The organism is Bradyrhizobium sp. SZCCHNR1053 (assembly GCF_032381235.1).
In the GTDB taxonomy this organism is placed as follows: Bacteria; Pseudomonadota; Alphaproteobacteria; order Rhizobiales; family Xanthobacteraceae; genus Bradyrhizobium.
Map to the genome: position 1 here is coordinate 135,785 of NZ_JAUHJM010000004.1, position 22,039 is coordinate 157,823.

The 22,039-nt window shown below is 65.4% G+C and carries 17 protein-coding genes; 8 read left to right on the forward strand and 9 right to left on the reverse strand.

All coding sequences use genetic code 11. The features are described from left to right. Positions 1-23: 23 nt before the first annotated feature. From QX051_RS12720 to QX051_RS12745, 6 genes are all read right to left on the reverse strand, one after another. Positions 24-1,139 carry an efflux RND transporter periplasmic adaptor subunit gene (locus QX051_RS12720; protein WP_315776355.1) on the reverse strand — a complete coding sequence of 372 codons (1,116 nt, stop codon included), beginning with the start codon at positions 1,137-1,139 and terminating at the stop codon, positions 24-26. Next, positions 1,139-2,659, reverse strand: a complete 1,521-nt coding sequence (locus QX051_RS12725) for an efflux transporter outer membrane subunit (RefSeq protein WP_315776356.1) — start codon at positions 2,657-2,659, stop codon at positions 1,139-1,141. Before QX051_RS12725 ends, QX051_RS12720 begins: the two co-directional genes overlap by 1 nt. Before the next feature lie 401 nt (positions 2,660-3,060). Further along, a complete protein-coding gene (locus tag QX051_RS12730; protein WP_315776357.1) occupies positions 3,061-3,981 on the reverse strand; it encodes a PepSY-associated TM helix domain-containing protein in 921 nt (306 codons plus the stop codon). Between the two features lie 477 nt (positions 3,982-4,458). Next, entirely contained in the window at positions 4,459-5,172 is a 714-nt protein-coding gene (locus tag QX051_RS12735) for an ABC transporter substrate-binding protein (protein WP_315737110.1), read from the reverse strand. Between the two features lie 116 nt (positions 5,173-5,288). Further along, entirely contained in the window at positions 5,289-6,608 is a 1,320-nt protein-coding gene (gene dctA, locus QX051_RS12740) for a C4-dicarboxylate transporter DctA (RefSeq protein ID WP_315776358.1), read from the reverse strand. Positions 6,609-6,654: 46 nt separating this feature from the next. Next, positions 6,655-7,626: an amidohydrolase family protein gene (locus tag QX051_RS12745; RefSeq protein ID WP_315776359.1), complete on the reverse strand. Its 972-nt coding sequence runs from the start codon at positions 7,624-7,626 to the stop codon at positions 6,655-6,657. Between the two features lie 601 nt (positions 7,627-8,227). Between QX051_RS12745 and QX051_RS12750 the strand changes: the two genes are divergently transcribed. From QX051_RS12750 to QX051_RS12760, 3 genes are all read left to right on the forward strand, one after another. Next, on the forward strand, positions 8,228-9,460 hold the full coding sequence (locus QX051_RS12750) for an acetyl-CoA C-acetyltransferase (protein WP_315737116.1): 1,233 nt from the start codon (positions 8,228-8,230) through the stop codon (positions 9,458-9,460). Between the two features lie 252 nt (positions 9,461-9,712). Continuing rightward, positions 9,713-11,500, forward strand: coding sequence for a chloride channel protein (locus tag QX051_RS12755; protein WP_315737118.1), 1,788 nt, complete (start codon positions 9,713-9,715; stop codon positions 11,498-11,500). Positions 11,501-11,581: 81 nt separating this feature from the next. Beyond that, entirely contained in the window at positions 11,582-12,913 is a 1,332-nt protein-coding gene (locus QX051_RS12760; protein WP_315776360.1) for a sorbosone dehydrogenase family protein, read from the forward strand. Between the two features lie 22 nt (positions 12,914-12,935). Here QX051_RS12760 and QX051_RS12765 read toward each other — a convergent pair whose 3' ends face one another. Then, positions 12,936-13,703 carry a thermonuclease family protein gene (locus tag QX051_RS12765; RefSeq protein WP_315773089.1) on the reverse strand — a complete coding sequence of 256 codons (768 nt, stop codon included), beginning with the start codon at positions 13,701-13,703 and terminating at the stop codon, positions 12,936-12,938. Between the two features lie 156 nt (positions 13,704-13,859). Here QX051_RS12765 and QX051_RS12770 point away from each other — a divergent pair, with 156 nt between their 5' ends. Then, complete coding sequence (locus QX051_RS12770) at positions 13,860-14,897, forward strand: S1C family serine protease (protein WP_315776361.1); 1,038 nt, start codon at positions 13,860-13,862, stop codon at positions 14,895-14,897. 705 nt (positions 14,898-15,602) lie between these two features. On the opposite strand, the gene QX051_RS12775 is transcribed toward QX051_RS12770, so the two are convergent. Continuing rightward, positions 15,603-15,947 carry a hypothetical protein gene (locus QX051_RS12775; protein ID WP_315737124.1) on the reverse strand — a complete coding sequence of 115 codons (345 nt, stop codon included), beginning with the start codon at positions 15,945-15,947 and terminating at the stop codon, positions 15,603-15,605. Between the two features lie 142 nt (positions 15,948-16,089). Further along, on the reverse strand, positions 16,090-16,269 hold the full coding sequence (locus QX051_RS12780) for a hypothetical protein (protein ID WP_315776362.1): 180 nt from the start codon (positions 16,267-16,269) through the stop codon (positions 16,090-16,092). 1,888 nt (positions 16,270-18,157) lie between these two features. Between QX051_RS12780 and QX051_RS12785 the strand changes: the two genes are divergently transcribed. The 4 genes from QX051_RS12785 (at position 18,158) to QX051_RS12800 (ending at position 21,819) form a co-directional block, all read left to right on the forward strand. Beyond that, the gene (locus tag QX051_RS12785) at positions 18,158-18,721 is read left to right on the forward strand and encodes an MBL fold metallo-hydrolase (RefSeq protein ID WP_315776363.1); all 564 of its coding nucleotides are present in this window, start codon (positions 18,158-18,160) and stop codon (positions 18,719-18,721) included. A gap of 27 nt (positions 18,722-18,748) precedes the next feature. Next, positions 18,749-19,153, forward strand: coding sequence for a hypothetical protein (locus QX051_RS12790; protein ID WP_315776364.1), 405 nt, complete (start codon positions 18,749-18,751; stop codon positions 19,151-19,153). 248 nt (positions 19,154-19,401) lie between these two features. Next, on the forward strand, positions 19,402-20,088 hold the full coding sequence (locus tag QX051_RS12795; protein WP_315776365.1) for an isochorismatase family cysteine hydrolase: 687 nt from the start codon (positions 19,402-19,404) through the stop codon (positions 20,086-20,088). Between the two features lie 75 nt (positions 20,089-20,163). After that, positions 20,164-21,819 carry a regulator gene (locus tag QX051_RS12800; protein ID WP_315776366.1) on the forward strand — a complete coding sequence of 552 codons (1,656 nt, stop codon included), beginning with the start codon at positions 20,164-20,166 and terminating at the stop codon, positions 21,817-21,819. Positions 21,820-22,039: the final 220 nt, after the last annotated feature.

The following is a 22,039-nucleotide window of genomic DNA, read 5'->3' on the forward strand; positions in this document are numbered from 1 at the left end:
CTGGTGGGCGCGGGCTGGCCGGATTATTGATCGACGACATCCGGCGCGGCTTCCGCGACCGGTACGTGTGAGTTGTCGACTCTCACAGGGCTGCCGTTGCGCAGCTTGATCTGTCCCGCGATCACGACCGCCTCGCCCGGCTTGACGCCGTCGGTGATCGCGATCCGGTCGCCCTTGGCCGGCTTGCTCTTGACGAACATCTGCCGCGCCTTGCCCTGGCCGTCCTTGAGATCGTCGACGACGTAGACGAGATCGCCGTAGGGGTTGCTGACGATTGCCGTCAGCGGCAGCGTGACGAGTTGCTCCGGGCTGCCGGTCGCGATCTCGACCTTGGCGAACATGCCCGGCAACAGCCGGGCGGCCTCGTTGTGCAGGGTGGCGCGGATCTGGACGTTGCGGCTGGTGGAATCGACCTTGGCGTTGATCGCCGAGATCTGGCCGGTGAAGCGCTCGGATGGGAAGGCATCCACCGTGATGGCGACGTCCTGGCCGATCCGAATGTCGGCGAGCGACTGCTGCGGCAGATAGAAGTCGACGAAGATGGGATCGAGGCTCTGCAGGGTGACAATGGTGGTGCCGGCGCCGAGATACTGCCCGAGATCGACGGCGCGGATGCCGAGCCGGCCGGCGAACGGCGCCTTAAGCGTCTTCTGCTCGACGATCGCCTTCTGCTGCGTCACCAGGGCCTGCGCGTTCTTCAGGTTGGCGCGATCGCTATCGAGCGTGGCCTGGCTGACCGCGTTGAACTTGATCTGCTCCTCGTCGCGCTTGACGACGATGGCATAGTTCTCGGCAGTCGCCTGCAGCGACTGCAGCTTGGCGACGTCGTCGGTCGCGACCAGCTGCAGCAATTGCTGGCCGGCTTCGACGGTGTCGCCCGAATTGAACTGGATGCCCTGCACGATGCCTGCGGCCTGCAGCGCCAGATCGGCGCCGTTGACGGCGCGCAGCGAGCCGACCGCGGTGAGGTTGGAGCGCCATGGTGCGGTCGCCGCAACGACCGTCGAGATCGTCTGCGGCGGGTTGGCCATGGCGCCGATCGCCTTGGCGATCATGATGCCCTTGAATGTCTGAAAGCCGTAGAGGCCGCCGAACAGCACCGCCATGGCGGCCAGCATGATCGTCATGCGTTTCTTCATTACATTGCTTCCTGGGTCGTACGATTGGGACCGGCGAAGTAGCCGGGATTGGCGCGGGGCAGCGCCGCCGGGGTCTCGTCCTGGCGATTCCACCAGCCGCCGCCGAGCGCCTGGAACAGCGCCGCGGTGTCGCTGAAGCGGGTGGCCTGCGACTTGATGCGGGAGACGCGTGCGTTGAGATAGGATTGCTGCGCGTTGATGACGTTGGCGTAGGGTACGGCGCCGCTCTTGAACTGCTCGACCGCCATGGCGAGACTGTCGGCCGTGGCTTTCTCGGCGGCAGCCTGGGCCTTCAGCGCCTCGGCGTCGTACTGGATGGCGCGCAGCGAATCCGCAACGTTCTGGAACGCGGTGATGACCGTGCTCTTGTAGAGCGACAAGTCCTGCTCGAAGGTGGCGACGTCAGCCTCCTTGGTGTGATACAGCGTGCCGCCGTCGATCAGCTTCTGGCTGACGCTCGAGGCCGCATCCCACACGATGGTCGTCGGCGAGAACAGCCGGCCCGGTCCGCTTGCGCCGTAGCTGCCCGACAACGTCACCTGCGGCAGCAGATTGGCGACGCCGACGCCGACCGTCGCTGTGGCCTGGTGCAACGTAGCCTCGGCCTGCCGGATGTCCGGACGCTGCCGGACGAGCGAGGAGGGCAGTGACACCGGCAGCTTGCGCGGCAGCCGCAGCTCCGCGAGGGTCACATGCTCGCCGCGGTCCTGGCTCGGCAGCCGGCCGAGATAGGCCATCAGTTGATTGCGTTGCTGCGCGAGTTGCTTCTGCAGCGGCGCCAAGGTCGCCTTGGCCTGCGCCAGCGTCGCCTCCTGCGCCAGCACGTCCGACTTGGAGATGGCGCCGACATCAAACTGGTGTTGGATCCGGCCAAGCTGGTCGGTCTCGGCCTTGATGATCTCCTCGGTCGCTGCGATCTGATCGCGCAGTGAGGCGTCGCTGATCGCGGCGGTGACGACATTGGCGGTCAGCGCGAGATGCGTCGCCTCCAGCTTGAACGCCTGGTAGTCGGCCTGCGCCTGCAGCGCCTCGACCTGGCGTCGCGTGCCGCCCCACAGATCGAGCGCGTAGCTGACGCTTACCGACGTGCCATAGAGCGTGTAGAGCGAGGTCTGGCCGGGCCATTGCCCGTTCTGTGTGGTGGAGCCCTGGGTGCGTTCGGCGGATCCGCTCGCGCTCAGCTGCGGAAACAGCGCGCCCTGTTGCGACAGCGCGTTCTCGCGCGCAGCACGCAGCGCCAATTGCGCGGCTTCGATGTCCGGGTGGTTGCGAATCGCTTCCTCGACGAAGGCGTTGATCTGCCGGGAATGAAACAGCGCCCACCAGGTGCCGGGCAGATCGCCTCCGGGTGCGAAGCTCTGCACATTGCCGCCCGGCGTCGAGGCGCTGGCGGTCGCGGCGAGGCGTCGCTCGGCGACGTAACCGGTCGCGACCGGCGCCTCGGGGGACATGAAGTCCGGGCCGACGGCGCAGGATGCGAGCAGCACGCTGCAGCCAAAAAGGCCGAGCGGGACGGACATCGCGCGGCCTGTCGGGACCCCCCTCAAACGCGCGGGAAACATTCGGACATGATCGGACATAAAACTAAACCGTTTCGTTTTCCATCGGGACCATGCGGGGCAGCACAGACGTAGTCAAGTCACGTTGATGACAGGGCGGTGATGCGCACAGCTTCGTCCTGTGCGGCGCCGGTGCTCGCTTGCACCGGACGGGCGCATCAAATTTTTGAGGTGAGAGTAGACAACGCGCCGCTTCCATTTCCGCAGCGGTCGGGCAGCGACGTCGTTCTTGTCACAATGATCGAAAAAGGTCTGCCGCCGAGCTCGCGCGGCGCGGGCCGGCCTTTGGCGAAGCAGCGTGCGAGACGGAGTTAGAGGCCGGCTCGCGGCGTCGAGCCGGCTCCGTGGACGGTCGCCGCTCGTCAGGACGGCATCGAGGATGCGACCACCGGCTTTGCCAGCACGGTGCGCGCGCGATTCGGGCGCCGCAGCCGGCGCTGCGCCCAGATCAGCACGCCTGTGATCAGCAGTGCGAACAGCGCGATCGAGATCAGCACGTTGGCCGCGCTGCCGATCAGCGACCAGTTGCCTTCGTGCAGCAGGCGCGGCCAGTTGCGCGGCAATGCGGAGAGCCCGTCGGGCGTCACGGCATAGGCCCTGAGCTCATCGTCCTCGATGATCCTCGCCATCATCCGCCCGCCGCGATTGCCGATCGAGTTGACCGACGAAAGGTCGTGGTCCCTGGAGACGATGCTGACGGCGTCAGGCAGCGAGATGCGCTTGGCTGCGGTGGGCGGAGCGCTGCCTGCGAAGGTCAGGCCGAGCTCGAGACAGAGTCCGGTGAGCGGGCTGAGCAGAATCAGAGGCAGCGTGAACCAGGCCGTGCCCTTGTGCCAGCCGGACAGCGTGTTGCGCAGCCGCGGCAGTCCCATCAGGATGCCGATGATCATGATGCTGACCATTGCGATGGTCGAGATCAAGGTGAGGCCGGGGATTCCGATCAGATGCTCGTGGGTCCTGCGCGCCCACAGGAAGACGCTCGCCATCGCGGGCTTCTCGACCGCGGCGCCGGTCGTGATGTCGACCTCGGCGCCCGGCGTACCCTGCAAGGTGAGGTGCTGTGTGGACGCATCGATCGACAGGCCGCGTGCCTTGCCGTCGGGATCATGCTGCTTGATCAGCGCGATCACGCGCGCCGGATCGACGCTCTGCGGCTTGACGGCAGCGACCTGCGCCATCGGCTCGAAGGAGAGGATCAGTCCGGTCACGATGATGACAAGCAGCGGCAGCGCGAAGACGAGGCTGATCCAGCGGTGAAGTTTGAGCAGAAGCTGCTTGTTCATGATCGTCTCCAAGTATTCGCCAAGTGATCGTCGAGTGATCGTCACACACACGAACGACGCGGCGTGACTGTTGTCCGCAGGCGCTCACTCCGTAGTTTCAGATCGTTTCTTGCTGGACGACGCTGCGAGATCAGTCCGCCGCCGTTGCGCTTTCATTAGCCGAGCGCACCACTCATACGAAAGGAGATAACTATTAATTTTAGGTCATGCGCCGTTTGATCGGCGTCAATGCGGCGAAAGCAAATCGGTGTCTATGCAAATGATGTCAATTCACGACTGACGTTTCTCGGTGACCGGCTGAAACGAGATAGCGGCGGCATCTCAGGATGACGCGCTCATCTCGGACTTCAGCGCGTCATTGTGAGAGGCCCTTGGCGATGCGCTTCGCTTCTCACGTCGGTGTCGCACTGATCCGCAGTCTGTCGCTGTCCGATGCGGAGAACACCGCGATCCCCGGCGGCACTGCGCGCCGACGCGTCAGGGCGATTTCCCTGGCGACACAATGCCCTTCAGTCCGGCGCGCTCAGCAGCGGCGCTGACGAGGCCAGACGACTGGATCTCGGCCGTGAAGCTGCGCAGGAAGTCGAGCCCGGCGTCGCGGCCCCTGGGGATCGCGATGGCGTGGCGCTCCTCGCCCCAGCGCCCGTCGAGCACGCGCGATCCTGGCACCTGCTCGGCGATCTCGAACAGCGTCGCCTTGTTGGTGGCGAAGGCATCGATCTGGCGGCTCGTCAGCATGGCGACCGCATCCTTCAAGGTCGGCGCCCGGACCAGCGTCGCGTTCTTCAGCTCGCGCCCGAGCGTCGCATCCGACGTGCTGCCGGTCGTGACGCCGATCTTGCGGCCGCTCGCGTCGACATCGCCGGCGTCGGAAAGCGGGGAGCCGTCGGGCACGAGATACCCAAGCTCGATCTCGAGATAGACAGGACCGAAATCCATCTCCTTTGCGCGCGCCGGCGAAGCATTGGTGAAGGCGACGTCGACCGCGCCGGTCTTGACGGCCTCGAGCACCTCGGCGTTCTTGGCGAACACGACCGGCTCGTAGTCGACATGGAGCTGGCGCGCCATTTCCTTGCCGATGGTGTAGCCGACGCCGCGGGGATTCTCGGTCCCGTCGGGCAGGATCGATGTCGGCGTGCCCGGATAGAGTCCCGCGCGCAGATGTCCGGTCGGCGCGAGAGTGCGTGCCACGTCGACATCAGCGGAATAGCTTCGAACCGGAGCGAGCGTCGCGCACGCGACGAAAGCGACAATGACGGCCTGCCTCAGGATGGTAGCTGCGCAGTCCATCGGTCGCCTCGCTGATATCAGACTGATTCGGTCAGTTCGCTGCCGGCTTCGCCATCGAGCACCTGCTGGAGACGCGTCTTGTCCAGCGCGTTTTCCCACCTTGCGATGACGATGGTGGCGACCGCGTTGCCGATCAAATTCGTCGGCGTCAGCCCCTGCGACATCAACCGGTGAATGCCGAGCACCAGTGCGACGCTGGCGACCGGAATCGTTCCGGTCGCGGCGAGCGTCGCGGCCAGCACGACGAAAGCGGCGCCGGCAATGCCGGCTGCGCCCTTCGACGTCACCAGCAGGATCAGCAGCAGCCCGATCTGGTGGCTGATGTCGAGATGAGTGTTGGTCGCCTGCGCCAGGAACACCGCGGCGGTGGCGAGGTAGAGGCAGGTGCCGTCGAGATTGAACGAGTAGCCGGTGGGGATGACCAGGCCGACGATGCCGCGCTCGCATCCGGCGGCTTCGAGCTTCGCCAGCATGCGCGGCAGCACGGTCTCCGATGACGTGGTGGCGATGCAGACCAGCACCTCATCGCGAATGTAGCGGATCAGCTTCCACAGGCTGAAGCCGGTGAGGGCGGCAATGGGGCCGAGCACGGCGGCGATGAAGATCAGGCAGGTGAGATAGAAGCTGCCGAGCAGCAGGCCGAGCTTGGCCAGCGAGCCCAGGCCGAACTTGCCGACGGTGAAGGCGATGGCGCCGAATGCGCCGAGCGGGGCGGCCCACATCACGATCCGAACGACACCGAAGATCATCTGGCCGGCGACATCGATCACGTCGGTCACGGGCTTGGCGCGGTCGCCGAGCCAGATCAGCGCAAAGCCGCACATGACCGAGATGAACAGCACCTGCAGGATGTTGCCTTCCGCAAACGCGCCGACGAAGGTCTGCGGGATGATGTTGAGCAGGAACGGCACGAAGCCGACCGCCGCGGTCTGCTTGACATAGGGCTCGATGGTCGCGGAGTTGATGGTCGCCGGGTCGATGTTCATGCCGACGCCGGGCTGAAACAGGTTCACCGCGGTCAAGCCGATGATCAGCGCCAGCGTCGTGATCGCCTCGAAATAGATCAGCGCCTTGATCGCGACGCGGCCGACCTTGGCCATGTCGGCCATGTGGGCGATGCCGTTGACCACCGTGCAGAAGATGATCGGCGCGATCAGCATCCGGATCGCCTTGATGAAGGCGTCGCCGAGCGGCTGCATCTGGGCGCCGAGATCCGGCTTGACGGCACCGAGCAGGATGCCCGCTGCCATCGCGATCATGACCTGGACCCAAAGCTCCTTCCACCAGCCGCGGCGGGCGCCTGCCTTGCTGTCGGCGGTGAGGGTCGTGGCAGTCATGATCGGTCCTGTCGCTGAAGGGCTCGAAGTTGCAGCTGGCGGTGACTCAGCTCTTGGGCTCGAACTTGAACAGCCGTTCGGGATTGCTGACAAGCAGCTTTCGCTGCATGGCCGGATCCGGGGCGTAGAGCGGGATCAGATCGACCAGATCACCATCATTGGGCATGATCTTGACGTTCGGATGCGGCCAGTCCGTGCCCCAGATGACGCGATCGGGCGCATTCTCGATCAGTTTCCGGGCGAACGGCACGGCGTCGTGGAACGGTGGTCCGGAGGCCGAGGCGCGCTCGGGACCGGTGATCTTGATCCAGCACTTGCCGTCGCTGGCCTGCAGGTCGAGCAGCGCCTTGAACTCCGCATCGTCGATGCCCTTGGCGGCGCTGATCGTGCCCATGTGGTCGATCACATAGGTGACCGGCAGCGCCTTCAGGATCGGCACGAATTCCTGGATTGTCCCGGCCTCGAGATAAATGTCGACGTGCCAGCCGATCGCCGCGACGCGGTCCACCAGGGTGCGGAAGACGTTCATGTCGCCGACACCGCCGAGGCGGCGGAGGAAGGCGAACCGGCAGGCGCAGATGCCGGCCTTGCCGAGCGCCGTGAGGTCGGCGTCGGACATCGCCGCGTTGATGTTGGCGACGCCTTTGTAGTTGCCGTTGCTCTGCGCGATGGCGTCCGTGACGACGCGATTGTCCGTGCCATGGACGGTGGCGTTGACGATGACGGCGCGTTCGACACCGATTTTGGCGTGCAGCGCCCGGAACATCTCCAGTGACGCATCGGGCGGCGTGTAGGGGCGGGTGGGCGAGAACGGATAGGTCGAGGCCGGCCCGAAGATGTGCGTGTGGGTATCGACGCTGCCTGGCGGCGCCTTGAAGCTCGGCGTCCGGGTGGCCGGATCGGGGCCGGGAATGCTGGGGATCTTGCCCTCTTGGGCAGCAACTTGCGCAGGGACGGCGCCGAGCACCGTCGCCGCTCCCAGTCCGGCCATGGTGGCCAGCAGATATCGTCTCATCATCAGAGCGTCCTCCTCGGAATGGCCGTGGTCGCGGGCAGGCGTTGCCTGCCAGGCTCCGGCATCGTTCGTGTTTGCTATCGTCACGCCACGATGGAGAGATCAGGCGACCTCACAACATGGCGTCGTGATCATGGCGTGCTCCCGATCCGGAGCCGTGTGGCGTCCGCATTGCAGCGGGGCAGCCGACCGCCGTGATCCCAGTCAGTTCCTGGGTTCGAGGATCTTGCAGCCTCTGCAGCATGACAAGAAGCATTGGGTGAACGGTCAGTTCGCTTGGTTGGACAATGCTCTGCAGTCCTACTGCCAACGTTGCTGAGACCCTCCGTTCGAGCTGCGTTGCAGCGCGACTGGGCGAGATGGGCTGCTCTTCAACCAGTCTGCGAGAAGGCAGCCCGAGCGCGCCGATCCGCGGAATTGTTCGTGCGACGGAAAGGTGAGTTGCGTCAACGCCATGGCGTGCGTTTTGGTCATGCGCCGGCGGCTTCGAGCGCCGTTGTGGAGACCACATGCGCAATGCTATGCGACAGCAAAGAGGGGCGCGCGGGGCACCGAGACGCTGCGCGGCTGTCAGTTCACAACGGTATCGGGCAAAGGAAACACCATGGTCGACGCGCTCATCATCGATGCCTGCAGAACGCCGCGCGGTATTGGCAAGGCCGGCAAGGGCGCGCTCGCAGGACTGCACCCGCAGCATCTCGGCGCCACCGTGCTGCGCGCGCTGGCCGATCGCACCGGCATCAACACCGGCGACGTCGAGGACGTCATCTGGGGCTGCTCGTCGCAGCGCGGGCCGCAGAGCGGTGATCTCGGCCGCATGTCGGCGCTCGACGCCGGCTACGACATCCGCGCCTCGGGCGTCACGCTCGATCGCTTCTGCGGCTCCGGCATCACCAGCGTCAACATCGCAGCAAGCTCGATCATGGCCGGGCAGGAGGACCTCGTCGTCGCCGGCGGCTGCGAGATGATGTCGATGGACGGCCGGCGCGGCGAGGGGCCGCTGATGATGGACGCCGGCAATCTGCATCTGCGCGCGCTGCATCCGCAGTCGCACCAGGGCGTCTGTGCCGACGCCATTGCCACCATGGAAGGCATCACCCGCGCCGACGTCGACGCGCTCGGGCTGGAGAGCCAGAAGCGCGCGGCGGCTGCGATCGCTGCCGGCCATTTCAAGAAGAGCCTGGTGCCGGTGCATCGCGAGGACGGCAGCCTCGCGCTCGACCACGAGGAATACCCCCGGCCGCAGACCACGGCCGAGGCGCTGGCCGGGCTGAAGCCGGCGTTTCCGGCGATCGCCGACTACGCGCTGGACGAGAAGGGCACGACCTATCGCAACCTGATCCTGCAGCGCTATCCCGGCCTCGAGATCGACTTCATGCATCACGCCGGCAATTCCTCCGGCGTCGTCGACGGTGCGGCGGCGATCCTGCTGGCGTCGCCGTCCTATGCCAAGGCCCATGGCCTGAAGCCGCGGGCACGCGTCGTGGCGATGGCCAATATGGGCGATGACCCGACCCTGATGCTGAACGCCCCGGTGCCGGCGACGCGCAAGGTGCTGGCCAAGGCCGGGCTCAAGCTTGATGACATCGACCTGTTCGAGATCAACGAGGCGTTCGCCGTCGTCGCCGAGAAGTACATCCGCGACCTCGAGCTCGACCGCGCCAAGGTCAATGTGAACGGCGGCTCGATCGCGCTGGGACATCCGATCGGCGCCACCGGTTCCATCCTGATCGGGACGCTGCTCGACGAGCTCGAGCGGCGCGATCTCAAGCGCGGCCTGGTCACGATGTGCGCGGCCGGCGGCATGGCACCCGCGATCATCATCGAGCGGGTCTGAACGGTACATCTCCTCGATTTGAGTTGCGCGCGCCCGTTGCGGAGTCTCCCGTGGCGGGCGCCGTCGTTTTGCACCTGGGCCGCTTGTGACCTCGGCGGTGGCGCAGTTGAGGAGCGGATCGCGCGAGCCGCGGCGGTTCCACTTTCCGGACCAGTCAACCACGTTTCGACCGGAAAGGAATTCGCGCTTGTTCCGCTAGTTGCGACGGGTTATTGCCACGGCGAGGCCTCATCTTAGAAGAAACGGCTCTCCGTGCTGTCGACGCTGTCGCATATCATCGATCGCAAGGCTTCGAACCGGGTGGTCACGCGGCTGCGGGCACTGCTGCGCAGCAATGAGTTCTACCTGATACCGTTGGCCCTGGTGATCGGCGTTGCGACGGGTGCGATCGTGACGGTGATGAGCCTGATCGCGCAAGTCGCGCATGTGGTCATTTACGGCATCCCGATCGATGTCCGGCTCAGCGCTCATACCTGGGTCAACCCGGTGGTCGCCCTGATCGCGCCCGCCTGCGGCGGCCTTGCGCTCGGCATCATGGAATGGCTGCGGCGGCGCTGGAAGATCGCGGCCGCGGTCGACCCCGTCGAGGCCAATGCGCTGCGCGGCGGACGGCTGTCGATGCGCGACAGCATCGTGGTGAGCGGCCAGACCCTGGTCTCCAACGGCTCCGGCGCGTCGGTCGGGCTCGAGGCCGGCTACACCCAGATCGGCGCCGGCGTCGCCTCGCTGCTTGGGCAGTATCTCACGCTCCGCCGCAACGATATGCGCCTCATTCTCGGCTGCGGTGCGGCCGCCGCCATTGCGGCCGCCTTCGGCGCGCCGATCACGGGGGCGTTCTATGCCTGTGAGCTGATCGTCGGCGTCTACTCCGTCGGCAGCGCGGCGCCGATCCTGGCGGCCTCGCTGGCGGGTGCGCTGACCTCGCAATATCTCGCCGGCGCGCCGTATTCGCTGGAGGTCGCCAAGGTCGGCGCGGTCGGCTTCGAGCAATACATCGCGCTGTTCGTGCTGGCGCTCCTCGTCGCCGGCATCGGCATCGTGGTGATGCGTGCCTCGCCGACGGTCGAGCGGCTGTTCGTCCGCATTCCGGTGTGGCTGCGCCCGGTGATCGGCGGGGTCTGTGTCGGCGCCATGGCGATCGTGACGCCGCAGGTGCTGGCGGCAGGCCACGGCGCAATGCTGCTCGACCTGCATCGCGAGATGGCGGTCGGCATGATCGCCACCATCATCGTGCTCAAGCTCGCCGCCTGCCTGATCTCGCTGGCCTCGGGCTTCCGCGGCGGTCTGTTCTTCGCCTCGCTGTTCGTCGGCAGTCTGCTCGGCAAGCTGTTTGCGGGCCTGCTCGCGCTGGCCGGCCTCGGGCTCGCGATCGACCCGCTGGTGGCGATGCTTACCGGCATGGCGACGCTCGGTGTCGCCATCGTCGGCGGACCGCTGACGATGTCGTTCCTGGTGCTGGAAATGACCCGCAGCGTCGACGTCACCGCCGTTGTGCTGGCCGCCTGCATCGTGACCTCGGTGTGCGTCCGCGTCCTGTTCGGCCACTCGTTCTCGACCTGGCGCCTGCATCTGCGCGGCGAGACCATCCGCAGCGCCAACGATGTCGGCTGGCTGCGCAACCTCACGGTCGAGCGGCTGATGCGCTCCGACGTCGGGAAGGTGCCGACCACGACGAGCATCGCGGCCTGCCGGCGCGAGTTCGCGCTGGGCACGCGCCAGGCCGTGGTGGTGGTGAACAACAGCGACGATTATTGCGGGCTGGTCTCCTTGCCCGATTTGTTCTCGGGCGAATTGGATTCCATTGCCGACGAGATCCAGGTGGTCGAGCTCGCGAAATATTTCGATGTCGCGCTGTTGCCCGAAATGAACGTCAAGACGGCGATGAAGATCTTCGACGATTCCGGCGCCGAGGTGCTGGCCGTGCTGGAGTCGGAGAACAGCCGGAAGGTGATCGGCTTCCTGACCGAGTCCTTCGCGCGCCGCCGCTATGTCGAGGAGATCGACCAGGCGACGCGCGGCGTGCTCGGGGCGCTGTCGTGACCGCGTCCCATCGCCGCGACGCGTGATCCCTGGGCCGGCACCAGGGCAGGCTGACGGCCGATCGAGACGCGTGAGGACTGCATGACGAGACGGATGAGCACGGCTATCGTGGCCGCCTTGAGCGCGCTGGTGACGGCTGCGGCGACAGCACAGCCCGCGGTGCTCAAAGGCAAGGACGCGTTCGGCAGCTGGCAGGGCGATGCACCGGGCACGATCAGGCTGATCCGTCCCGAAGACCTGCCCAAACCGGGTGCGACAGCGTCCGCAGCCAACGTCTCCCGAGTGGTGCAACGACCGGCCTCCGCCGTGCCGAAGGTCATCGACGGTTTCAAGATCGCGCTGTTCGCCGAGGGGCTGAGCGGGCCGCGCATCATCCGCACCGCGCCGAATGGTGACATCTTCGTCGCCGAGACCCGGGCAGGACGCGTCCGCGTGCTGCGCCCGAGCGAGGACGGCAGCAAGGTCGCGTCGAGCGAGATCTTCGCCGGCCGGCTCGGCCATCCCTTCGGCATTGCGTTCTATCCGAGTGCCGATCCGCAATGGGTCTATGTCGCGAGCACCGAGCGCGTCATGCGCTTTCCCTATCGTGCCGGCGACATGAAGGCGCAGGGGCCGCTGCAGGTCGTCGTGCCCGATCTGCCGGCCGGCTACGGCCATTCGACCCGCGATGTTGTCTTCACCAGGGACGACAAGCGCATGCTGGTGTCGGTCGGCTCCGTCGGCAATGTCGGCGAAGCGCTGGGAGAGCCTGCCGGCGGAATCAGTGCCTGGATCAAGGCGCACCCGCTCGGCGCGGCCTGGGGCGGGGAGGCCGACCGTGCTGGCGTGCTCGCGTTCGATCCCGACGGCAACAACCGCAGCCTGTTCGCCACCGGCATCCGCAACTGCGTCGGCCTCGCCATCCAGCCCACGACCGGAACGCCGTGGTGCTCGACCAACGAACGCGATGGGCTCGGCGACGATCTGGTGCCGGACTACGTCACGCGGGTGAAGGAGGGCGGCTTCTATGGCTGGCCCTGGTACTACATCGGCGAAAACCCCGACCCGCGCCATGCCGGCGAGCGCCCGGACCTCAAGGGCAAGATCACCGTGCCCGACGTGCTGCTGCAGCCGCATTCGGCCTCGCTCGGTCTGACGTTCTACGACGGAAATCTGTTCCCGCCGGAGTATCGCGGCGACGCCTTCGCGGCGGAGCACGGCTCGTGGAACCGGTCCAAGCGCACCGGCTACAAGGTGATCCGGGTCAGGCTCAAGGACGGCGTGCCCACCGGCGAATACGAGGATTTCGTCACCGGCTTCGTCCTCAATGACCGCGAGGTCTGGGGCCGGCCGGTCGGCGTCACCGTGGCGCGCGACGGCAGCCTTCTCATTTCCGAGGACGGCAATGGCACGATCTGGCGCGTGAGCCGCTGAGCGCCGCACCACCACCTGTGACTCACTTCTTCGGCGCGCGGCAGTTGAAGGCGCGGCGGAAGCCGGCGGCCCTTGCGTCGTCCTCGGAGCAGAACCAGCGATCGGGCTCGGTGGTCGCGGGATAGCTCGGGCAGCCCTGCAGATGATAGATGCCGATGTTGCCGGTGACGCGCGCTCGCACCGCGAACTTGCCCTTGATGCTGCAGCCCGGCGGCGCGCTCGGCGCGTCCGGGAACAGCACGGCACGGATCTCGCGGTCGCGGTCGGTGCGGCAGGCGGCGCCGAGCAGGGCGCCGTCCTTCTTGTCGGTGCGGAACTCGGCCGGCGCGACGAAGCAGCCCTTCCAGAGTCCGCGGAGCGCCTCCTTGGCCGCGGCGACATCGTCCTTGACCCGCGCCTTCGCGGCCGGGTCGGCGCCGACGGCGAAACCTGCGCGCGCCATTTGCTGGTTGAGGCTGACCCTGTCGCCGTCGACGGTGCAGAGGCCGATCCTGCGGGTTTTGAGCGGCTTGTCCGGACCGAGATCGTCGCAGCGCACCGCGCGGCCGCCGATCAGCTTGCCGAGCTGCTCGCGCGCCTCGACGCCGCAGCTCCAGGAATCGGCGTGATCGTCGATGCAGAGCTGGTCGACCTCCGGCGCATCGATGCCGTCGAGCCGGAACACCGTGTCGCCGAGCTGGATCGTGTCGCCGCTGCGCACCGTGGCGCTTGCGGCCAGCGACGCGCCGGTCATGCCGGCTCCCAGCACCATGGCCCCACACAACGACAACAGCCGGTCTCGCAGCCGCATGCTTCCTCCCGCAATCACATTCATCAAATACCCGGCCGAAGTCCTATCACAGCGCGCGTGAGTCTCGCCAAGGGCGGCGCGGAACGGTGCCGCCGGACGGCCACCTTGCGCGGGGGGCGGCTGCTACCCATCTGACCGGGCGAAGGAAATCTTGCCATGTTGGACTTTACCTCCGATCTCGCCGGCGATGCGCTGTCGCCGGCGCGTGCGTCTGACCCTGCGCCGGCCGATGACCGCGCGCTGCTCGACGCCTATTCCAATGCCGTCATCGATGTCACCGAGCGCGTCGGTCCTGCGGTCGTGCGTGTCGAAACCGGCCCCAAGGCTGGGGCGACCGCCGGCTCCCGCGGCGGGCTCGGCTCGGGCATCGTGATCTCGCCCGACGGCCTCGTGCTGACCAATAGCCATGTGGTCGGCTCCTCCAAGAGCATCCGGCTGCGCGACGTCGAGGGCATCGTCACCGATGCGCAGGTGCTCGGCGTCGATCCCGACACCGATCTGGCGCTGCTGCGCGCCAATCACGCGCGCGACCTGCGCTACGCCGCGCTCGGCAATTCCAAAAGCCTGCGCCGCGGCCAGCTCGTGGTCGCGATCGGCAACCCGCTCGGGTTCGAATCGACGGTCACCGCCGGCGTCGTCTCGGCGCTGGGGCGCTCGATCCGCTCGGTGTCGGGCCGCATGATCGAGGACGTCATCCAGACCGACGCCGCGCTCAACCCCGGCAATTCCGGCGGCGCGCTGGTGTCGTCGGCCGCCGAGGTGATCGGCATCAACACCGCCATCATCCAGGGCGCGCAGGGCATCTGCTTTGCGGTCGCCAGCAACACCGCGCAGTTCGTGCTGTCGGAGATCATCCGCCACGGCTATGTCCGCCGCGCCTATATCGGCGTGTCCGGGCAGACCGCGCCGGTGCCGCGGCGACATGCGTTGCTCGCCGGTGTCGAGAACAAGATGGGCGCGCTGTTGATGCAGATCGAGCCGGACGGGCCCGCGGCCCGCGCCGGCCTGCTGCCTGGCGACGTCGTGATCAGGCTCGACGGCGTCGACATCAACGGCGTCGACGACCTGATCCGCGTGCTCGACCGCGACCGCATCGGCCGTACCATCGCGATGGACGTGCTGCGGCTCGGCAGGTTGCGCGGCATCGACATCCACCCAGTGGAGCGCAAGCCGGCGGCAAGGCAGGCGTCTTAGCATTGCATTCGTGAGGTGCTGAGCTGCAGCCACGACCACAGCTGTCGTCCCGGCGAACGCCGGGACCCATAACCCCAGGGAGCAGTTTGAGGCAGGTGCGTCGTGAGCACCTCGCGCCACACGTCCGCCGCGGCGTATGGGTCCCGGGTCGGCGCCGCGCTGTCGCGCGTCACGGCTTGCCCGGGACGACAGCGGTGGGTGGGTCGGATATACGCTTCAAACAGCGATTGGTATAAGGTCTCGTTCCCGCGGCGCGTCGCGCCCGAGTTCTGCGATCAGTTCGGTCCCTCCTGATAGTGCAGAGGGCGCAGGGAATGCCGGGTGAAGGCCTCACCCATGGCCCGCCTGCAACGCTTGCGCATTGCGCGTGACACCAGCATCGGGGTGTCAGGACGCTGCGACTTCACGTCCGCGAGCGATCGTTCGCTCGCACTCTCATTGAAGAGAATGCTGCGATCTCTCGCGGCCATCGCTCCCCGCCTCGCGTGTCGTGACGATCGCGCGCAACGCTCCTCCGCAGTGAGGCGGGATGCGCGCAGACAACCGCGATTTCTGGAAATACGCAGCATGTTTCTACCCGAAGTTCAAGGTGGCCATGGACCTTGCGGGACGCTGTCCGGAACGTCGGCTGGAGCCCAAATTCCGGACCGATGCACCGCTGGGCCCAAGACGGCTTGCTACACAGGATGGCCAGAGGGCGGCTGGTCAACGGTTAGCATCCACGATGATCTTAGCAAGCAACCACACTCCGAGACCAATGATCAGGATCGGAGCCAGTGGCCAAGGCAAGTTGAGAAGCGCCCAAAGCCCCCCTGCGAAGCACACGACCCCGCAAGCGACCCAGAAGCCTTCGATCCTGATGTCCATCTGCCAGCGGGCATACTCCGCCGCGAGGATGAGGATGCCAACACCCATGAGAAACCATTCCCAGGGCACCGGCACCAGCATGGCGATGCCGACCCATATGAAGAACACGGCCCAGGCAACGGCGTCGATCTGCCCGGCGATTTCGGTGGACGATCCGCGATTGAACGCTGGCTGGCTGTTCATGCCTTTCTCCATTTCGTCGTTCGAAGGAACGAGCAACCGAAGACCTAGAGCTTGGGTTGCATGGACCGGATCATGGCCTGCGCTGGAACAAGGGCGGCAACTCTCCCCGACCCGGGGGGGCGCAAGCGACCGATAGGCGGAGCTACTCCGACCACAGGATGTCGAAGCGGTTGAAGCCAATTGACTTCGTTACGAACTTGGGGGTCTTGCCGGACAGGCCTGCCAACGCGCCCGACGTGAACTTGATGAGGGCCTTGCCGGACCCGGCTAAGCCAACTGCCCTTCCGTCCTTCATCGCGATCGTTGCGGTTCCTTCCTGCATTTGGTTAGGGCGAGACCCCCGGGCGTCCTGTGGACGCCGCCGACGAGGACCAGCTTTCCAGTTGGACCATCCCACTCGCTTACGTTCATCGCAGAATGCACCGCCCCTTTCCGCAGACCTTCGACGCCGACGCATGAGAACTGGCATTGTGCCAATCCATGTCCGGGGCGATCGCCTATCGGCTCGGGAGTGGAGACACCAAGGGCGTTGCATTCATAGCGCCCGATGACGTCGGACTGGGCGACTTCCACGGCTCCGATCAAACTGAGCACAGAACACGTCACCATTGTAACTAATCGCTTGATCATGGAGTGTCCTACTGCGAAGTTGCGCGACCTTGATCTCAATACGAGCCCGCCCATTGACCGAGATCAACAGGGCAATCATGTGCGTCGGATGCGCACTCTCTAAGCTGGAAGGCGATGGGCCGCCCCCGGACCGCGCCGCCCGGGTCAATCCATCAACAATGAGGCCCGGTCAGGTCAGGCAAGCAGACGCATTTGGACCTCGGTCGACAAGTCGGGAAAGGGCACGTGCCGACATCGGCGGGGTGACCTTAATCTCTCATGCCATCAGAAACCTTGCACGACTTGAGACCGCGAAACCAGCCTTCGATCTCCTCGGACTTCATAGGATCTTTGTGAGCGCCCACTGAAGGGTGAGACGACACGGCATTCGTACACCCGACACACACCGGCGACTCAAAGGCGCACCAATTCTCTGCGGGGGATTTAGATGAATGCCTGAAGCAGTTAAGCCAAGGTGGCTCGGATGCGCCCATATGTCTGTCACTCCACGTAACAGGCTGCGACCGGAAATCTACAGTTTTTCGTGCGAGCGACCGCTGTTGTGGGCTGCTTGCAAGCCATGGCATGCGCGGCAGTCAGGACAAGATTCCTGCACCTTCTCGATGGCGCGGCGACATAGATCGACCGGCGTCTCTTGGCCGTCAGCCGCCGAGGCCAAGATCTTCTCGGCGAGGCATGCCATCAAGGAAGGTGTCCGCTTTTGCTTCGGGTATCGTTCTTGCAGCGTCCGCCAGAACACCCCGCAATGCGGCGCGAGGATACGTTTGCGACCACTCGCTCTGCGTCAGCGCCATCAGTTCCCCCACAGACAGACAACTCACACTACTTACAAACGAAAATCGGCTGTTGAGCTTTGCTCGGCGCCTCGCGCTCGAAAATTGGGCCGTCGAATGTGACATTCGACGGCCCAATTCGTTCGGTGTCACTGGTGAACGATCCAGGGGCGGTCACACCGAGGAGACGAAAGTATAATTAGGTCATTGAAAGCCGGACATCTTGGCTATCTCGACTTAGGTATCTCGATGCGCTTCGCGGAGGCGGGTAGTTTCCCCATTTCATTCTCGATCAGCCGGAGCAATATGCGGCTCTTATGCGGATCCGTCTCCTCTCGCAGGAGCGCTTTGTAGTGAACCAGGTTCTGGTTGACGATGAAGCTTTCCAAGTCAGTCATTCGAGCCTCGCCTTCCCACGCATCATTTATAAGGTATGCGGTGCGCGAGGCAGAACCATTTTCAGTGCCCAAATCCTGCAGACATTGCTCAATGCGCGCCGGGGGGCGTCCCCAACCGCCCTTGGCGTGCTCAATCTCGGTAGTCCGCATTGGGGCGCAAGCCGCTGCTTGGCGTTGGACCGCGGTAGATCGGCTCTGGCCTGAAGAACGGACATCGCGTTCGGGGCCGGGCGGCGCCTTGGGCCAGACGGAACCCGACAAGCGCTGCTCCATCGCCCTCCAGGGCCCCTCGCATTGTCCGATGTCAATGCTGCCGGGACCAGAGGATTAAGCTCCCGACCCGAAAGTCGTGCCGAGAGGAGGCCGCCATGTTGTTTGGTCCGTGTGGTTGATGACTCGATCGCCGTCGTTGTCGAGACGCCTGCTTTGCGCCGGCGGCGCGGGCTTTGTGTCCGCGATGGTGGGCACGCTGGTCGGGAGCGGGCGGAGCGCAAGGGCTCAGGCACTCGGCGGAGCCGTGCCGCAGGTCGATCGCTTGAAGGTTCGCATGGTCAGCGACATCATTGTCCGTCGCTTCGGGATCTCGCAAAAGCTCGGTGACCTCTCGATCGCGCGCATGCAGGGCAATGAAACACCGGATGCGCCGCCCCGCGCCACCCTGGTCGGGGAATGGGGCCTCTCGATGCACGCTGAATCCCAGCGTGACAATGAGGTCCGCAATATCCTCGTCGATTTCGGATACAATCCGGTCACGCTGCTGACCAACATGGAGATCCTGAAGATCCAGCCCGAGGAGTTCGACGCGCTCGTCCTCAGCCATGGCCATTACGATCACTTCGGCGGCATGGTGGGGTTTCTCTCCGCGACAAAGGGCAAGCTTAAGAAGGATCTGCCCTTCTTCGTCGGCGGTGAAGACTGTTTCTGCACGCGGACCGTCGGGAATGGTGGTCAGTTCGGGGCGCTCGATCGCTAGGCCATCAAGGAGTCGAACCTCATCCTGATGATGGCGGACGGGCCGGCCGTCGTTGCCGATCATGCGTTCACGACGGGCAAGATCGCGCAAAGCAGCTTTGAAAAGCCGCTCAGTCCCAGTCGCGAGAAGGTCGGCATCGCCAATGGATTCGGCTGCTTCCCGGACAAGGTCTCGCCGGCGAAAAACGCCGGCGAGTTCGTCGTGGACGACTTCGAGCACGAGATCGGGACCAATTTCCTGCTGAAGGGAAAAGGTCTGGTGATTCTGACCTCGTGCAGCCATCGTGGCGTCATCAACACCATCAGGCAGGCCCAGCGCGCATCGGGAGTTGACAAGGTTCACGCGGTGATTGGTGGCTTCCACCTCGTGCCGCCGCTCGACGATGCCTACTTCAAGCGGGTCATCGGAACGCTCTATACGTTTACGACCTAGGTGGTTGCCCACCTTCGCGACGGGCTGACCATCGGGACCATGCGCCGCGTGCAGCGGCCGCCCAAGAAATAAGCTGAGGCGTCGGCGAGGGCGGCTGCCCGGCAATCGAGCAGCTTCAGGTCCTTTTCTCAAGTCATTGAAACGGTTGTCTCTTCCAAATCCGCGGCAAGCGCGAGCCGATTGTACACAATGGCACAGCGCTTGCTTCGTTACTTGCGAGCCATTCTCGCGGGGAGGCAATGGTCGCCATGGCGGACTCAATTGCATCGGGTGGAGTGAGCATCGCCGCCGAGCCCGAGCCGATCGCGCTCGACTGGGACGAGACGGCGCTGCTCATCATCGACATGCAGCGCGACTTCATGGAGCCGGGCGGTTTTGGCGAGACGCTGGGCAACGACGTCTCGCAGCTCGCGCGCGCCGTGACGCCGATCGCGAACGTCCTGGGGGCGGCGCGCAAGATGGGCATGCTCGTCATTCACACCCGCGAGGGCCACAAGCCGGATCTGTCCGATGCGCCGCCGGCCAAGGTCGAGCGCGGCGCGCCATCCCTTCGCATCGGTGATCCCGGCCCGATGGGGCGCATCCTGATCCGCGGCGAGGCCGGGCACGACATCATTCCCGCGCTCTATCCCGTCGACGGCGAGGTCGTGATCGACAAGCCGGGCAAGGGCGCATTCTACGCCACCGAACTCGGTGAGGTGCTGAAGCATCACGGCATCGAAAACCTGCTGGTGTGCGGCGTCACCACCGAGGTCTGCGTCAACACCACCGTGCGCGAGGCCAATGACCGCGGCTATCGCTGCGTCGTCATCTCCGACGGCTGCGCGTCCTACTTCCCGGAATTCCACGAGATAGGCCTGAAGATGATCAAGGCCCAGGGCGGCATCTTCGGCTGGGTCGCTGACTCCGCCGCGGTTCTGAAGGCGATGAACTGAGAGATGAGCCGAGAGACGAGTTGAGACGGATGAGTTCGACGATGTAGGCGCTGACAGCAACAGGGGAGCAAGGCGATGAGCGGAAGCGGGACGGCAAGCGCGGTCAAGGCGGATTTCAAGCCGGTGCTGTGGACACCCGGCGATTGGAACGCATTCTTCGGTTTCGGCACCAACATCCTCGTCAACATGCTCGTGCTCACCGGGCTCTTGCGCTTCGTGCTGAAGATGCCGGACAGCCTGGTGTTCGGTCGCATCCTGCCGGCGCTCGGCCTGATGATGTGCCTGTCGACCTTCTACTACGCGTTCCTCGCCTACCGCCTCGCGCAGAGGACCGGACGCAGCGACGTCTGCGCGCTGCCGTCGGGGGTCAGCGTGCCGCACATGTTCATCGTCACCTTCGTGATCATGCTGCCGATCACCTTGAAGACCGGCGATCCGCTGAAGGGCTGGTCGGCCGGCCTCGTCTGGGTGTTCTTCCAGAGCTTCATCCTTATGATCGGCGGCTTCGTCGCACCGTACATCCGCAAGATCACGCCGCGCGCGGCGCTGCTCGGCACGCTCGCCGGCGTCTCCGTCACCTTCATCTCGATGCGCCCGGCGCTCGAGATGTACATGACGCCGCAGATCGGCCTGGTGTGCTTCGCGATCATTCTGGTGAGCTGGTTTGGCGGCGTGAAATATCCGAAGGGGCTGCCGGCCGGGCTCGTCGCCATCGCGGTCGGCATGGTCATCGCCTGGGGCTCGAACCTGTTCGGTCTCGGCCTCGGTGGCCTCAGCCTCAAGGGCGTTGGCGATGCCTTTGCCAATTTCGGCTTCTCGGTGCCGCTGCCGGCGTTCGGCACGGTGTTCTCGGGCTTCGAATATCTCGGCGTTATCCTGGTCACCGCGATCCCGTTCGGCATCTACGACCTCGTCGAGGCCATGGACAACGTCGAGAGCGCGGAAGCCGCGGGCGACGAATATCCGACCACGCGCGTGCTGACTGCCGACGGCGTCGTCAGCCTGATCGGCTGCATGATGGGCAACCCCTTCATCAACGCGGTCTATATCGGCCATCCCGGCTGGAAGGCGATGGGCGGCCGCATCGGCTACTCCGCGGCGACCGGGCTGATGGTGATCGTGCTGTCCTGGCTCGGCATCATCTCGGTGCTGCTCGCACTCGTGCCGGTGGTCGCGATTTCGCCGATCCTGCTCTACATCGGCATGCTGATCGGTGCGCAGGCGTTCCAGACCACGCCGGTCAAGCATGCGCCCGCGATCGTGCTCGCCTTCACGCCGCATCTCGCCGCCTGGGCCAAGCTGCAGATCGACACCATGCTGGCCTCGACCGTGACGGCGGCGCAGACCGTGGGCGGCCTCGCCGCCGACAAGGTCGATGCGGTCAAGACCGCTGCGATCGCCGCGCTGCCGCAGCAGGGCGTGCTGTATCATGGGCTGGAGGTGATGGGCGGCGGCTCGATTCTCGCCGGGCTCGTGCTCGGCGCGATCGGTGTGTTCGTGATCGAGCGCGACTTCACCAAGGCGGCGGCGTTCGCGCTCGCCGGTGCCGTCATGACCTATTTCGGCTTCATGCACGGTGAAGCGGTCGGCATAGGCGGCGGCCTCGGCGTGACGCCCGCGGTGGCGCTGGCCTATGTCGTGGTCGCCGGCGGATTGTTCGCGCTGGGCCGGCTCGGCATGTCCGAGAGCTACGTTCCGCATGCGGAGATGCAGGCGGCGCCCGCGGAGTAGTCCGATGACGTCACGAGCACCGTTATTCCGGGATCGATCGTCAACGCGCAGCCGCTTTGCGGCTTCGCGTTGCCGATCGCCCCGGAATGACGGTGGAACGCCGGCAGGGCGAACAGCGACGCATCCGGGTCGGTCCGATGCGTCCCTGCGCATGCGGATCGGTGAAGGAGAGGCGGGGCATCGCGGCTCCGTTGCCCCATCAATCCGATCTTGGTTGGTT